At 65.2% G+C, this 15494-nt stretch carries 12 protein-coding genes and 1 tRNA gene; 9 read left to right on the top strand and 4 right to left on the bottom strand.

The window, feature by feature from the left end; genetic code table 11:
- Positions 1–49: 49 nt before the first annotated feature.
- From ACFZAI_RS07475 to ACFZAI_RS07455, 5 genes are all read left to right on the top strand, one after another.
- Entirely contained in the window at positions 50–901 is an 852-nt protein-coding gene (locus tag ACFZAI_RS07475) for a M15 family metallopeptidase (RefSeq protein WP_391566343.1), read from the top strand.
- A gap of 57 nt (positions 902–958) precedes the next feature.
- Positions 959–2317: a hypothetical protein gene (locus ACFZAI_RS07470; RefSeq protein WP_391566342.1), complete on the top strand. Its 1359-nt coding sequence runs from the start codon at positions 959–961 to the stop codon at positions 2315–2317.
- Between the two features lie 64 nt (positions 2318–2381).
- Positions 2382–6149, top strand: coding sequence for a type VI secretion system membrane subunit TssM (tssM, locus tag ACFZAI_RS07465; RefSeq protein WP_391566341.1), 3768 nt, complete (start codon positions 2382–2384; stop codon positions 6147–6149).
- Positions 6146–7129: a type VI secretion system-associated protein TagF gene (tagF, locus tag ACFZAI_RS07460; RefSeq protein ID WP_391566340.1), complete on the top strand. Its 984-nt coding sequence runs from the start codon at positions 6146–6148 to the stop codon at positions 7127–7129. The genes tssM and tagF overlap by 4 nt, the downstream gene beginning before the upstream one ends.
- A 2-nt stretch (positions 7130–7131) precedes the next feature.
- Positions 7132–7926, top strand: a complete 795-nt coding sequence (locus ACFZAI_RS07455) for an OmpA family protein (RefSeq protein ID WP_054420516.1) — start codon at positions 7132–7134, stop codon at positions 7924–7926.
- Between the two features lie 40 nt (positions 7927–7966).
- Here ACFZAI_RS07455 and tssA read toward each other — a convergent pair whose 3' ends face one another.
- The gene (tssA, locus tag ACFZAI_RS07450) at positions 7967–9088 is read right to left on the bottom strand and encodes a type VI secretion system protein TssA (protein ID WP_391566339.1); all 1122 of its coding nucleotides are present in this window, start codon (positions 9086–9088) and stop codon (positions 7967–7969) included.
- A gap of 130 nt (positions 9089–9218) precedes the next feature.
- Between tssA and ACFZAI_RS07445 the strand changes: the two genes are divergently transcribed.
- A complete protein-coding gene (locus tag ACFZAI_RS07445) occupies positions 9219–9473 on the top strand; it encodes a hypothetical protein (protein ID WP_391566338.1) in 255 nt (84 codons plus the stop codon).
- Between the two features lie 17 nt (positions 9474–9490).
- Positions 9491–9760, top strand: coding sequence for a PAAR domain-containing protein (locus tag ACFZAI_RS07440; protein WP_391566337.1), 270 nt, complete (start codon positions 9491–9493; stop codon positions 9758–9760).
- Positions 9761–9805: 45 nt separating this feature from the next.
- Here the strand turns inward: ACFZAI_RS07440 and ACFZAI_RS07435 are convergent.
- Together ACFZAI_RS07435 and ACFZAI_RS07430 are read right to left on the bottom strand one after the other, a co-directional pair.
- Positions 9806–9881, bottom strand: a tRNA-Lys gene (locus ACFZAI_RS07435).
- A gap of 153 nt (positions 9882–10034) precedes the next feature.
- On the bottom strand, positions 10035–10781 hold the full coding sequence (locus tag ACFZAI_RS07430) for a 3-oxoacyl-ACP reductase family protein (RefSeq protein ID WP_391566336.1): 747 nt from the start codon (positions 10779–10781) through the stop codon (positions 10035–10037).
- 116 nt (positions 10782–10897) lie between these two features.
- On the opposite strand from ACFZAI_RS07430, the gene ACFZAI_RS07425 reads away from it, so the two are divergent.
- Both ACFZAI_RS07425 and ACFZAI_RS07420 read left to right on the top strand, forming a co-directional pair.
- Positions 10898–11602 carry a TetR/AcrR family transcriptional regulator gene (locus tag ACFZAI_RS07425; RefSeq protein WP_391566335.1) on the top strand — a complete coding sequence of 235 codons (705 nt, stop codon included), beginning with the start codon at positions 10898–10900 and terminating at the stop codon, positions 11600–11602.
- An 11-nt stretch (positions 11603–11613) separates the two neighbouring features.
- A complete protein-coding gene (locus ACFZAI_RS07420) occupies positions 11614–13209 on the top strand; it encodes a diguanylate cyclase (protein WP_391566334.1) in 1596 nt (531 codons plus the stop codon).
- Positions 13210–13252: 43 nt separating this feature from the next.
- On the opposite strand, the gene ACFZAI_RS07415 is transcribed toward ACFZAI_RS07420, so the two are convergent.
- Positions 13253–15337 (bottom strand): AsmA family protein, encoded by a 2085-nt coding sequence (locus ACFZAI_RS07415; protein WP_391566333.1) that lies wholly within the window; start codon positions 15335–15337, stop codon positions 13253–13255.
- Between the last annotated feature and the right edge of the window lie 157 nt (positions 15338–15494).

The following is a 15494-nucleotide window of genomic DNA, read 5'->3' as shown; positions in this document are numbered from 1 at the left end:
TCATGCGCGAATAGAACAAAAGATTACGCCTTCACATGAGGGACCTAACTTGTTGCTGCTACTGCCCCTGTATTTTTTACTGGCGGTGGGCGTCTCCGCTCTCCTGTTTTTTCCGGCGCTGCGCCAAGGTGCAGTCCGGAGTTTGCGCGCGTGTGTACAGGGCGTAGCACGGGGCGCAACGCGTGGCGCGAGCCATGCCGGAGGCGCCGTCGGCGGCACGGCGGGCGCCGTCAAAGGCGGCATGAATGCGTCGATGGAGTGGGTGGGAAGGCATCGCTGGCAGGTCGCAATCGGGCTGACAGTTGTATTGCTTCCGTCACTTTTCGCTTTCGTCATGCGACACAATCACACATTCGTTTACAGCACCCAAACGACCGGTCCCGACCGTCGAATTCAGGCTTTGCTGGAAGGTGAACGCCTGGCGCCGCCGCCTGCTTTGCCCCCTGAAGCCTTCACCACGCGCGAGGTGGAATTGGTGCGTCCGAAGCTGGGTGGCGCGAGCCGTAACTGGGATTTGTTCGACGCGGATTTCCGTCAGCGTCTGCTGCTGGCGTACCGCATCATGCGTGAACAGCATGGCTATGAAATGGCGCTGATCGAGGGCTATCGCAGCCCCGAGCGGCAAGAAGAACTGGCGGGCATGGGCACGCACGTGACGAATGCCGGCGCGTTCCAGAGCTATCACCAATATGGCTTGGCAGCGGACAGCGCGTTCTATCGCGACGGCAAGATCGTTATCTCGGAAAAAGACCCCTGGGCCATGCGCGGCTACGAGCTGTTTGGCGAAACCGCAGAACTGGTCGGCCTGACGTGGGGCGGGCGCTGGAAGATGATGGACTTCGGCCACGTCGAGCTGCGCCGGCCGGGCGTCATGCAGCGCGCGCGGGAGGCCGCGAAATGACCGCGCTGTGGTGGATCGCCCTGCCCTCTGTCACGAAACCCCTTTGATCAGGCACCCATGGCTCGCGTACTGAAAAAAGGTTTGCTGATTCTGGCGCTGTTCGCAGTGGTGTGGCTGGCCGTCATTATCTGGTGGCAGGAATCCCGCACGCTGCCCACGGGCGTCGACATCGGACTCTACTTATTTGCGCTGCCGCTGGCGATGCTTGCCGCGCTGTGGCTGGGCGTGCGCGCCGTGCGGGCTGCACGCGCACCAAAGCCCGAACCGGCCGCCGCGCCGCAAGCCGCCACTGGGGCGCCCGCGCGCGCCGTGGAACTACACGTCATCGCCGTGGCCGCGCGCGCGTCGGCGGGTGACGACGCCGCATCGATCTCGCAAGCGCTGGCCGAACAGAAGCGCCCCGAACTCGACCCGGAACTGAAAACGCAGCAAGGCTTTCCGGTATTCGCCGCGCGCGTGCCGGGCCTGGACGACATGACGCTCTACGCGACCGCGCAAGAACGCGGCGCGCCGCCTGACGCATTGGCCATCGCCGCGCTACGCGTGACGGCGCTGTTGACGGATATCGCCAGCACGCTGACTCGGCAAGCGCATCGCCACGTCACGGAACTGGACGTGCCAGCCCGCGATGAAGACTGGCCCCTGCTGCGTTTCGAACTCTTGCTGCCGGCGGATTGGCCCGAGGCCGCGCGCCAGCGTGTCCGCACCGAAGTGTTGGCCGCCGCCCGCGTCTGGCCGGATGCGCGCGTCAGCGCCACCGAGCATCTGGCGCGCGACGCCATGGCCGCAGACCTGCTGCTGCGCGAACTGGCGTCCGCGCCCGCCGCCACCGATGCCCCGCCGCCGTGGCGCGTGGTGCTGGCGGGTGACGGTTATGTGGACGCCGAGCGTGTCGCGCAATGGGATGCCGAGGCCACCCTGCTCACCCACGCCAATCCGCACGGCCGCGTGCCGGGCGAAGCCGCGGCGGGCTTGCTGCTGGGGCCTGCCGATGCCGACGCAGAAGTGCGCGTGGCGCTGTCGCCCGTGATGCATCGGCAGAAGCCCGCCGATGCGCGCGGCGCGCAGGCCGAAGCGGCGTTCTCTGACCTGGCGCGCGATCTGCTTGAACGTGCGAACGTCACCGCCGATAGCGTGATCCAGATCGTCAGCGACGCCGACCATCGCGGCAGCCGCCCGCTGGAACCGCTGGGTGTGGCCTCGCAGCTGTTCACCCACATGGACGCCGCCAAAGATTGCCAGTCGGTTGGCGCTGCCTGTGGCCACACCGGCGCGGCGGCGTCACTGCTGACGCTGGCCGTGGCGGCGGACGCCTGCGTGCAGTTCGACCAAGCCGTGCTGACCTTAACCCTGCAAGACCCCGCATTGCGCTGCGCGGCGCTGGTCTCCCGACCCGCCGCCCGCGCTACCGCCTGACCCTAAAACAATAGCGAAAACCATGCGTAGCCCATCAGGATTCCTTTCTCGATTTTCCAGCGCCATGAGCGATGTCCGCTATTGGGGCGCGCGCGTGTTCGCCAACCCGCGCACCTTCATGGTCATCGGACTGATCGCGTTGATCGTGTTCCTGTTCCTGTTTGCCGACACGATGCAGATTGCCTTCGTCTGGGCTGGGGTGTTGCTAGGCGTGTTACTGGTGCTGTGGCTCTGCGTGCAGCTGTGGCGCCGCCGCCGCACCCGGCGCGCGAACCAGAAACTGGGCGACATGCTGGAGCAGCAGGTGCAAACCGGCGCCGCCGCCAGCCCCGCCGCCAACCGCAGCGAAATCGATGCGCTGCGCACGCGCTTGACGCAAGCCGTGCGCACGATCAAGACGTCGAAAATTGGCCAGACCTCGGGCAACGAAGCGCTGTATGAGCTGCCCTGGTACATCGTCATCGGCAACCCGGCGGCCGGCAAAAGCAGCGCCGTCATCAATTCCGGTTTGCAGTTTCCCTTTGCGGACAAGAACGGCGCGGCGGTGCGCGGCGTAGGCGGCACGCGCAACTGCGATTGGTTCTTCACCACCGAAGGCATTCTGCTGGACACGGCGGGCCGCTACTCGGTACACGAAGAAGACCGCAACGAGTGGATGAGCTTTCTGGACTTGCTCAAGCGCCATCGCCCCAAGGCGCCGATCAACGGCATCATCGTGGCCGCCAGCATCAGCGAGCTTACCGACTCCGGCCCCGAGTTCGCCATCAACCTGGCCAAGAACCTGCGCCAGCGCGTGCAGGAACTGACGGACCGGCTGGAAGTGTTTGCGCCGGTGTACGTGATTTTCACGAAGGCGGATTTGATTGCCGGCTTCTCGGAATTCTTTGCCGACGCCGATGCGCGCGAACGCGACCGCGTGTGGGGCGCGACGCTGCCCTATGGCGCCGACGAAAGCCGCGATGTGCTGACGCTGTTCGACGATCGTTTCGACGAGCTGTATGAAGGCCTGAAGGAAATGGGCACCGCGCAAATTTCGCTGCGCAGAAGCGGCACGCTGCCTCCGGGCCTGTTGACCTTCCCGCTGGAATTCGCAGGCATCAAACCCGCGCTGCGCACCTTCCTGTCAACGCTGTTCGAGACCAACCCGTTCCAGTACAAGCCGGTGTTCCGTGGCTTCTACTTCACCAGCGCCTTGCAGGAAGGCGCTTCGCGCAGCACCTCTACCGAGAAACTGGCCGAGCGCTTCACCTTGCGCCCGGCCTCGCAGGAAGCCGCACGCAGCGTCACGTCGCACAACGGTTTCTTCCTGCGCGATCTGTTTTCCAGCGTGATCTTTGCGGACAAGAAGCTCGTGCGCCAGCACGCCAGCCCGAACAAGGTCCGCATGCGCTACCTGACGTTCTTCGGGCTGGTGCTGGCATTGGGCCTGGTGTTGGGCGGCTGGAGCTGGTCGTATCTGGGCAACCGGCAACTGGCCACCAATGTGCAGGCGGATCTGGACAAGGTCGTGCGCCTGCAAAGCGAGCGCACTGACTTGCAGAGCCGTCTGGAAGCGATGGAGATTCTGCAAGACCGCATCGAACAGCTGGACCGCTATTCCGCCAGCCGGCCGCTGTCCTTGGGCCTGGGGCTGTATCAGGGCGACGTGTTGAAGCAGCGCCTGCTGGCCGAGTACTACAACGGCCTGCGCCAGTTCATGCTGGTGCCGGTGAAAGCCAGCCTGGAAGATTATCTGGGCCGCGTCGATGTCTCGCAGGCCGCCGCTTCCGGCGCACGGCCCACGGCGCCGCCACCGCAGGCGCAGCCCGTGCGCGCCAATGCCGGCGACACCCTGTTCCAGGACGCCTCGCCCACCAACGTTGACGACGCCTACAACGCGTTGAAGACGTACCTGATGATGGCGAATCGCGAACACGTGGACCCCACCCATCTGTCGGACCAGATCACCCGCTTCTGGCGCGGCTGGCTGGAAACCAACCGGGGCGCGATGCCGCGCGATCAACTCATCCGCAGCGCCGAACGGCTGATCTCGTTCTATGTGGCGCGCGCAGCCGATGCCGATTGGCCGCAAATTGAAACCAACCTGGCCATGGTCGAGCGCACGCGCGGCAACCTGCGCAGCGTGATGCAGGGCATGCCGGCGCGCGAACGCGCCTACGCCACGCTGAAGGCGCGCGCCGCCACGCGTTTCCCGGCGATGACGGTGGCGCGCATCATGGGCGAAGCCGACGCGGCCGTCGTGGCCGGCAGCTACGCCGTGCCCGGCACGTTCACCCGCGAAGCCTGGGAGCAATACATCGAGCCCGCCATCGGCGAAGCGGCGCGCCGCGAAGTGCAGACCAGCGATTGGGTGCTGGGCGTGAACGCGCGCGACGACCTCACGCTGGAAGGCAGCCCGGAGCAGATTCAGAAGAGTCTGGCCACGATGTACAAGACCGAGTACGCGCAGGAATGGCAGAAGATGCTGCGCGGGGTCACGATCAAGCCGTTCACCAGTTTTGATCAAGCGGTGCATGGCATGAACCGCTTGGGCGATCCGCAGAATTCGCCGCTGGTGAAGCTGATCAACACCACGTATGAACAGACGTCGTGGGATAACCCATCGTTGATCAACACGGGCATTTCGCAGGCGCAGACGGGCGTGGTGGCGTGGTTCAAGCGCGTGATTCTGCGCCAGGGCCAGCCCAAACCCACCGAAGTGGCGCCGGGCGGTGAGCAGATTCCGATGGGGCCGGTGGGCCGCGAGTTCTCTGACGTGGCGCGCTTGGTCGTCACGCGCGAGAACCAGTCGCTGATGGGCAACTACATGAACGCCCTGTCGAAGATCCGTACGCGCTTTAACCTGATCAACAACCAGGGCGACCCCGGCCCCGGCGCGCTGCTGCTGATGCGCCAGACGCTGGAAGGCAAGGACTCGGAACTGGCCGATGCGCTGAAACTCGTCGACGAGCAGATGCTGGCGGGCCTGACGCCCGCGCAGCGCGAAACGTTGCGCCCGCTGCTGGTGCGCCCGCTGATTCAGGGCTATGCGGTGGCCATGCAACCGGCGCAGACCGAACTCAACAAGGTCTGGAACGCGCAGGTCTATCAGCCGTTCACGCAAGGGCTGGCCGACAAGTATCCGTTCTCGACCAAGGCCGGCATCGAAGCCAGCGGCGAAGAAATCGGACAAGTCTTCGGCCCGCAAGGCAGCATCGCCAAGTACGTCAACGACACGCTTGGCCCGCTGACCGTGCGCCGTGGCGACATCCTGACGGCGCGCACCTGGGGCGATATGGGCATTGATTTGCAGCCGTCCTTTACTGCCAACTTCGCGCAGTGGGTGGCGCCGCTTGCCGGTGGCGCGGCGGGTTCGGGCGCGGCCAGCCAGCCGCAGACGCTGTTCCAGATTCAGCCCAAGCCGGCAAGCGGCGTTACGGAATACACGATCGAGATCGATGGCCAGCAGCTGCGCTACCGCAACACGCCGCCGCAATGGGTGAACTTTGTGTGGCCCAACGCGCAAGGCGCACCGGGCGCGCGCATCACGGCCACCGCCTTTGATGGCACCGTGGTCGAGATCGTCAACGAACCCGGCCGCTTCGGCCTGGAACGTTTGATCTCGGGCTCGCAACGCAAGCCCAACCCGGACGGCAGTTTCGAGATGAGCTGGGCGAAGTCGAACATCACCGTGCCCGTCAAGCTACGCATCATCAGCAACGCGCAAGCGGCCAGCGCCGGCGGCACCGAGCCGGGCAGCCAAGGCTTGCGCAACCTGCGCCTTCCCGCTTCGGTGGCGGGCGCGTCCCCTCAACCCTCCGTCGCCCCGACGCCTGCCGGAGCGCAGCAATGAGCAACCCGCAGTCTCCCATGTTCCGTACGGCCTACTTCGGCAAAATTCCGTCCCGTGGCGACTTCGTCAAAAACACCTCGCACCCGCAGCTGATGGCGACGCTGGATGCGTGGGTAGCCAACACCATGGAGGTGCTGGCGCAGGACCCGCACTGGAAAACGCTGTACGACGAGGCGCAGCCCGTTCCCTTTGCGGTGCTGGGCTCGCGCGGCAAGCTGGCCATTGCCGGCCATTTGCAGCCCAGCCGCGACCAATCCGGGCGGCGCTTTCCGTTCATCAGCGCAACGTCTGTTGAAGTGGCCCGCCCGCTGGATTTCATTGCGCGCAGCCCGCTGGCGTTCAGCCGCATGTGGAACCGCATGGGTACGGCCGCCGCGCAGCTGATGCATGACGGCGACCCCGCCCCCGCGCTGCAAACGTTGAACGACCTGGAAGGCGAAATTCGTACCGCCGCCGATGACGGTTTCGACGCCTTCATCGACTTGCAGACCATTGAACGCGTCGAAGCCATGCTGCGCGGCAACGGCCATGCGGCCAGCATGCATGACATCGTGCTGGCGCTGGGCATTCTGCTGGCGCCCGTGATGTCCAGTGGCTCGTCGCAGCTGGACACGGGCCTGGCCCTGCCGCTGCCGGATGATCCGCTCTACATCAATCTGGTGGCCACCTATTGGATGACGCTGATCGCGCCCTTTCTTACCCGCGCGGATTTCGAGATCGCCCTGTTCATCGGGCAAATCGCCGGCAAGCACCGGCTGGTCGTAGGCTTTCGTGGCGCGTCGCCGCAGACGCTGGCGACATTGCTGTCCACGCCGCAGACCTTGTCGCAGCACTACATCGTGCTGGAAGACGCGCCGTGGGTGCGTGACCACGTCAGCGCCAGCCATGGCCTGGCCAAGCTGTCGAGCTATCTGGATCAACCGCGGCTCTCTTTGCGTCAGGCGCTGGAGACGTTTCGCGAAGTCTTTATCGGAGCCTAGGCATGCGCACGCTTACTCTCGTCCTGGCCGCCGCCCTGTCGTGCGCGGCCCACGCGCAGGATGCCGCCACGGTGGTTCCCGCCAATGTCATCCCCCAACCCGGCCAGGTCGTCGCCAGCGGCGCCGTGCCAGATGAAGCCACCAAGGCCGACGTGCTGGCGCGCCTGCAAAAAGTCTATGGCGTGGGCAATGTGATCGACCGCATCGATGTGGGCGGCGTCGTGGCCCCGCCGAACTGGTCGCAACACGTGGGCAAGCTGCTGGACAGCCCGCTCAAGCAGATCAACCGCGGCCAGCTGGAAATTGACGGCACGCAGATCCGGCTGCGCGGTGAAGTCGACAACGAAGCCTCGCGCCAGCAGATCGCCAGCACCTTTGCCACGTCGCTTAACCCCACCTACAAGATCGTCAACGGCTTGCGCGTGTCGGCAGGCAAGGACGAACAAGATGTGCTGGACAACTTGCTGAGCAACCGCGTGGTGGAGTTTGAAACCGGCAGCACTCGCCTGACCGCGCGCGGCCGCGAACTGCTGGACCGCGTGGCCGACGCGGTGCCCAAGCTGCGCGCCGACAAGATCCAGATCATCGGCCACACCGACAGCTCGGGCAGCCGCAGCACCAACCTGGCGCTGAGCCAGGCGCGTGCGGACGCGGTGCGGGATTATCTGGTGGACAAAGGCTTGCCGGTATCGCGCTTTGAAGCCATGGGCGCGGGCCCCGATCAGCCGGTGGCGACGAACGCTACGGCGGAAGGCCGCGCGAAGAACCGGCGTATTGAATTCCGCGCGGCGCGGTGAAGGGCGATGGCGCAGGCTGAAACCTGCGCCATCCCCGGCGTCAGTTGTTGTCGCCGGCCTTCTTGATGCCCAGCAATTCTTCCAGGCCGGACAGGGTTTCGTCGTTCTTGACCACCGTGCGCAACCACAGGTGCAAGGACATTTCGCCCCAGCTTGCGGCCTTGTCGGCCAGATAGGCGACCGGGCTGTGCGGCTCGGTGCGGCGGAAGAAGTCCGCCACATCGCGCAACTGCGCCAACGCCTGTTCACGCGTCTGGATCGGGCCACGCACAGCGGGCGTTACGGCCACATGCGCGGGCGTGTCGGCGGCAGAAAAATGATCGGCAGCGGGCAAGGTAGGCTCCACTCGAACAGGAACGGCGGGCGCCGCGGGCGCCTGCGCGGGCGCTAGATCGGCACGCACCAGCAAACCGGCGTCACGCGCGAAGCGATGCGCAAGTTCGGTCACATTGCGCAGCGACTCACGCACGCGTGAGAACGCGGGGCTTTCATCCCCCAAGCGCTCGTCCAGCGTGCGCTCCAGTTGCGCCAGCGCCTGCGCGCAGCCCTCCAGCTGGGTATCCAATTCGGAATAAAACGACGGCGGGGTGTCGCGGCGCGCTGCATCGAAACGGTCCAGCGTGAGCTTGCCGCGCGTCAGTTCATTGGCGTTGTCGGGCGTACGCTTGACGGCGTTGGCGAGCTGGCTCGCGGCCTCCCATAGCACCGCGCCATAGCGCGCGCCGTCGGCCTGCGTCAGCGGAATTTCGCCGATCAGCTGCTGCGAACGCGACAGCAGCCAAGCCAGATTGCCCACACGCTGCTGCACGTCGCCATCTTCCGGCACGGGGTGCAAGCCATCCCAATAGTCGCGGCACAGGCCATCAATCAGCAGATAGCCATCACGCAGGCCCGCAAAGCCGCGTGTCTTGGCCCAGGCTTCCGCCAGCCACGACGCAATCCGGATGTCTTTGCTGCGCTCGCGCAGCACGGTGGAGCAGATGCGCGCCACCTCAGGCCAGTCGGCCTCTTTCAGATCAATGACCCAATCGCCCTGATCGAGCTGAGGATCGTCATGCCGGCGCGCCTCGCGAATGGCGTCGAACTCGGGCGAAAACACCAGGTCGACGCCGCAGGGCGCATCGCCGGGGATCGGTTGCAACAAGGCGTTGATGTCTGTCATAGGCGCAGGTCTGTAGTAGGCGCAAATCATCCCACAACTGCTTACGTATAACGTTCAAAGATGACACGTCCTATTACAAGGCGCATCACGATGCTTCGCTATGATTTGCGCTCCTACCGAAGGAGCATTCATGACGACGAAATCGATCCGTATGTTGCCCGACGGGCGCTTCATCTCTGGCACGCCACGCCGCGCGCCGGACGGCACTTACGTCGGTGGAGACGGCCCCATCACCCGCGCGCCAGACGGCACCTACGTTGCCGGCACCCCCCAGCGCGCCCCCGACGGCACGTACAAAGGCAGCGGCGGCCCGGTGCGCATGGCGCCCGATGGCACGTTCGTGGTTGGCCCCGCCCGGCTCGCGCCGGACGGCACGTATCTGTAAACAAATATCTCGCGCCCATGTCTCAACGCTCCGTCATCCGCAAGGGCGACAAGACGTCGCACGGCGGCGTCGTCGTGACCGGCGATGAAACCGTCGTCATCTTCGGCCAACCCATGGCCCGCCTCGGCGACCGCGTCACCTGCCCCAAATGCGGCGACACCCACACCATCGTCGAAGGCGTACAAAACGTCAGCTCAGACCGCAAGACCGCGCTAGAAGGCATGCGCACGTCATGCGGGGCGACACTGATCGCCAGCCAGAATTTTTATCAGTTGGAATATGGTTGATGCCAAAGCAAAACGCCACCCGATTGGGTGGCGTTTTGAGAATTCTGGTGGGCTGTGAGTGGCTCGAACACTCGACCTACGGATTAAGAGTCCGCTGCTCTACCAACTGAGCTAACAGCCCTGCAATTCACTCATTTCAATCCGCTTGAATCATCGACGTTGCCGTCGTTGCTGCTTGCGTTTCGTTATGTGTGTAGTGCGAAGAAGCAAGATTATATGTAGGTTTTTTGGTTTGTGCAAGTCGAGTGCGAAAAAAGTTTTAGCGGGGTCGAAATCAGGCGGCGTAGCCCCCGTCTACCGACAGGCTCGCGCCCGTGACATAGCGGCCGTCTGGGCCGGCCAGGAAGGCGACCATGCCTGCGATGTCGCGCGTTTCGCCGTAGTGGGGCAAGGACAGCACGGCCACGAGTTCGCCGGCGCGGTCGCCGTCTGCGGGATTCATGTCGGTGTTGATCGGGCCGGGATGCACCACGTTGACGGTGATGCCGCGTGCGCCCAGGTCGCGAGCCAAGCCTTGCGTCAGGCCGACCAACGCAGACTTGCTGGCGGCGTAGAGCGCGACGCCTGCGCGCCCTGCCCGGCCGGCCAGGCAGCTGCCGATGTTGATGATGCGGCCGCCATCCGGCATGGAAGCCTGCGCGGTGCGGATCGCCACGAAAGGCGCACGCACATTGATGTCCATCGTGCGCTCGTAGTCATCCATGCTGGTGTCGCCGATCAGGCCCGCGACGAAGATGCCCGCGTTGTTGACCAGCACGTCCACCGGTCCTAACGCGTCGATCGCTTGTTCGACCGCTTGCCGCACCGCCAGCGCGTCTTCGGAATCCGCCTGGATGGCGCGCACGCGGCGGCCGTCTACCGACAGTTCGTTCACCAACGCCTGCGCGGTTGCTGCCGATGACGCGCTGACATACGTGAAGGCCACGTCGGCGCCGTCGGCCGCCAGCCGCCGCACAATCGCCGAGCCGATGCCTCGGCTGCCGCCGGTCACGAACGCGACTTTTCCATTCAGATTGCCCATCGCTAGTCCTTAATTTGTAGTGATCAGTACAAATATCATCGCAGCGGCGAATCTCATCCGTCAATCATTTTTTTATCGATCAACACAAAATATCCGACGCGAGTAAAATCGCGGGCATGGCAGAACGTGGGCGTCCCCGGAACTTCGACCGGGCCCAGGCCTTGCACAAGGCCATGGAGGTTTTCTGGTCGAAGGGATATGAAGGAGCATCGCTAACCGATCTGACGGAAGCGATGGGCATCAACTCGCCCAGCCTCTACGGCGCATTCGGCTCAAAAGAAGGACTATTCCGCGAAGCGGTCGAGCTGTACCGCGACACCGAAGGCGGTTCGTCGCGCCGTGCGCTGCAAGCCGCCGCCACCGCACGCGAAGGCATTCAAGACATGCTGCTGGCCGCAGCCGAACGCTTCACGGCGCCGGGCTTTCCGCCCGGATGCATGATCGTGCTGGGCGCGCCATCGGGCAGCGTCAACGAGGCGAGCGTCAGCGGCTTTCTTTGCGACAGCCGGCGCGAGATGCAAAGCCGCATCCTGGCCCGGCTGACCGCTGGCGTCGCGCAGGGCGAACTGCCTGCGGGCGCTGACCTGAAAAGCCTGGCCGCGTTTTTTACGACCGTGCTGCACGGCATGTCGATCCAGGCCCGCGACGGCGCCACCCGCAAGACCTTGCAGGCCGTGGCGCGGCAGGCCATGTGCGCCTGGGATGCGCTGACCGGCAGCCGGCCGCCATCGGGGGTACCGCCCGGTGGCGTTCCGCCGGGCGGCGCTCCGCGGGGCGGCGTCCCGCCGGGCGGCGCTCCGTCGGGCGGCGCCCGTTCCTGACGATTACTGTCATGTTCCGTATCGACCTTCGGCGCCTTATCCTGTGGATCAGCCTGCTGTCGGTCATTCTGGTCGTGGCGGGCGGCCTGCATGCCAGCTACCTGGTGCAGCGTGATCTGCTGCTGCACAACGCGCTTGAGGTCAACCGCGCCTACGCGTCCAAGCTGGCGATCACCACGAATGGGTTTCTGGGGGACCTGCTTCGCTATCTGTCCTACAGCGCCGATATGCTGGCCGACATGGAAGCGCATCCCAACCTGATGGCGGAAGAGACCCGCCGCCAGCAAGAGCAGTTGGGCCATTTCAATTCCAGCGTGGTGGTGTCGCCGCAGGGCAAGGTGATTGCGGTGTCGTCGTCGTACCCGGAGCTGCTGGGCACACAGCTGACCAGCGATGCGTCGAAGGAAGCGATCCGCACCAAGATGCCGATCATCAGCGAACCCTTCAAAGCCGGCAACGGCCGCTGGCTGATTATGTATTCGCACCCGATCTTCTCGCACGACTACCGCTATCTGGGCTATATCGCCGGGACGCTGTATCTGCACGAAGACAATGTGCTGGACCGCCTGCTGGGCCAGCACTTCTATCGCGACGATTCCTATTTGTACGTGGTGGACCGCAACGGGACGCTGATCTATCACCCCGACCGCAGCCTGCTGGGCCAGACCGCACCCGACAACGAGGTGTTCACCGCCGCGCGCCGCGGTGAAACCGGCGAGATGCGTTTCAAGGACGAGCATGGCCGCGACATGCTGGCGGGGTACGCGCCGGTAGCCAGCACCGGCTGGAGCATCATCGCGCAGCGCCCCGTGGACAGCACTCTGCAGCCGCTGAGCGACCTGCTCATGGCCACCGCCCGCAACACATTGCCGCTGCTGCTGCTGGCGGTGGCGTCGATCTGGCTGCTGTCGCGCTGGATTGCGCGGCCGTTGGGCGAACTGGCGGGCATTGCGCGGCACATGCAGGACCCGGATTCCGCGGAGCGCATCCGCAACGTGCGTTCGTGGTACTTCGAAGCGGCGCAGCTCAGACGCGGGCTGCTGATGGGGCTGGCGTCGATGCATCACAAGATTCGCGATCTGCGCCGCGAGACCACCACCGACACGCTGACGGGGCTGCTGAACCGGCGCGGCCTGGACGAAGCGCTGGCGCTCTTGCAGGCTGACGAAGCGCCAGTGGCGCTGCTTGTCATCGACATCGACCATTTCAAGAGCATCAACGACCGCTACGGCCACACGGCGGGTGACCACGCCTTGCAAGCGCTGGCGATGGTGATGAGCGACAGCTCGCGTAGTGGCGACACGCTGGCGCGCGCCGGGGGTGAGGAGTTTGTCATGCTGATGCCGGGCATACCGCTGGCCGCCGCCGTCGCCGCCGCGGAACGCCTGCGCCAGCGCCTGGCGGCGCAAGATCCGCCTGGCGTGATTGGGTCACCCATTACCGTATCGGTCGGCGTAGCGCGCTATCCCGACCACGGCGCGACGCTGGACGCCGTGTACCAGCGTGCCGACCGCGCGCTCTACTACGCCAAGAATCATGGGCGCAACGCGGTGTGCGTGGCCGACAACGACGCCCGCGACGGCGTGCGGCAGGCGTCGCCGAGCTAGCGTGGCCGAAGGCCGCTTACGGCTGGCTAAGGCTCAAGCGGCCTTACTTGCCCTTCGCCGCCGGAGGCGCGGGCGCCTTGGGCGGTTTGCGCATCTGCTCAAGCAAGGGGCCGCACGCGTTCTCGTCGTTCGTGCTGGGCGCAATCAGCGCCAGCAGACCAGCGGCGGGCGTCAACAGCACGCCCAAGGCCACCGCCCCTGCCCCGCGCGCCGCCAACGGCACCACATGCACGCCCACGTCCGGCGAACCGAAGGTGCCGCGCACATACAACGGCGAGCGCAGCGAAAAGATGCGGAAGCCCTTGCTGTCCGGCGTGATGTCCATGTCCATGGTTTCGTTCTTGAAATCCGCCGTGCCGGTGATGGTGATCAGCGCGTTCTCGGTATCGAACACGAACACGCGCGGCGTCACCACGCCCTTCTTCATTTCCAGGTCGGCCGCGCCGCAATTGATGTTGACCTCGTCGTCGCCAAACAGCTTGGACACCACGTAATTGCCCACATTCAGGCCCGCGATTTCCATCAGGCTGCGGCTGATGACGCCGTCGTTCACCAGCATCTTCACGTCGCCCGTGGCCGTACCCAGCAACGCGGCCACCGAATTGCCCGTGCCGCTGACGGCCAGGTCGCCGTTCAACTCGCCCAGCGTTTTCTGCATGGCTTCGGTTGCCGGAAACAGCTGCTTCAGACGCAGGCGGCGGGCATGCAGATCCACCTGGCCGTTCATCGTCTCGGTGGCGCCGTCCAATTTGATGGTGCCGTTGATGTTGCCGCCGGCGATGCCAAAGCGGAACGGGTCCAGCGTCAGCTTGCCGTCCTGCAAGACCACATGCACAGACAAGTCAGACAAGGGCAGCTTGCTGTCGTGGATGATGCGGCCGGCGTCAAGCGCGACGTCGGCGTCCATGTCGCGCCAGCGGTCGGTGCGGAAGGCCTGGGTGGGCAACACCTTGCCGCCTTTGGGCTTGGCCGGCGCATCCTTGGACTTGTCGGCCGGCGCGGCCGCCGTGCCGCCTGCGGGTACGCCGATCAACGGCCCCAGGTCCACCATGCGCAACTGCTTGGATGAGAGCTTGCCGGTGAGCTTCGGGCGCGGCGCGCCCAGCGCGAACGTGATGTCGCCATGCAGATCGCTATTGCCGACCTTGCCGTTGAAGTCCTTGTATTCAAAAACCGCGCCGCCGGGGTTCTGAAGCTTGGCGATCAGGTGACCGTCCGTGGAGTACGGCGGCGTGTCGGGCAACGTCACGCCCGTCAGCGGGTACAGCTGCGCCATCGATGCGCCTGACAACTTCAGGCGCAGATCCAGCGCACCCAGGTGGGCCGGGTCGGTCAAGGTGCCCGTCACCGCCGCGCGCGTGCCGCCGATGGACACGTCGGCCTGCACGGGGAAGGGCTGGCTGGCGTCCTGCAACGCCAACATGCCGCCTACCTTGCCTTCGCCCTTGGTGGGCAGGCCCTTGAATTTGCCTTCCACGTTCCAGCCGAACACGTAGTCGCGCGGCGCGGGCGCTTGGCCGTCTTGCGGCACGAAGGCGGCGCCGGCCACGTCCGCGAAGGGCACGGGCTTGCCCAGCGGGTCGACCAGCACGGTCAGGTCAGCCTTCAGCACTTCATCGACGTAGCCCACGCGGCCCTTGTCGAAACCGATTTCGTTGATGTCCAACACCCAGGGCGACGGCTCGCCCGTCTCGGGCAGGGTGAAGACCCAATTGGCGCGGCCGTCGGCCAGCCGTTCAAGATCCGCGGCGGGTTCGGTCAGCTGGATCTTGCGGATGACGACGCGCTGGCGCAACAGCGGCAGCGGCGCCAGGCTGAACTCGCCGCGCTTGAGCGTGGCGAAGTTCGGCGCTTTGGCCCACGGCGCATTGCCTACCGAGATATCGTTGGCGATGACGTGCGGCCATGGCACCCAGGCGCGCCATCCGCCCTCAGCCGGCTCGCGTTCCCACTTGACGCTCAAGTCCCCGTTGATGGCGAAAGGCCGGCCGATGGCGGCGCTGGCGCGCTCGTTGATCATGGGTTTGGCGCGGTTCCAGTCAAAGGTGGCGATCACCACCCCTGCCACCAGCACGAGCAGGGCAAGCCCGCCTACAATCCCGATCGCTATTTTTCTTGTGCGCGTCATGGTTACTATCCTTGGCGTTAAGGCCAGCCTGTGACCGCCAGCCCTCGTTACCTGCAAGCGTATCGCGGCTCACCGCAAGGGTTAAGCTTGCCGGTCCCATAATGTGTGCGGATCTTTCCGCCTGCATGTGGCCCGCGCGGCGGGACAATGCATCGCC

The organism is Achromobacter sp. NPDC008082 (genome assembly GCF_042957345.1).
Taxonomy (GTDB): Bacteria; Pseudomonadota; Gammaproteobacteria; order Burkholderiales; family Burkholderiaceae_B; genus Achromobacter; species Achromobacter kerstersii_A.
The sequence above is the reverse complement of the archived record's forward strand: the minus strand, read 5'-3'. Positions and strand labels throughout refer to the sequence as shown.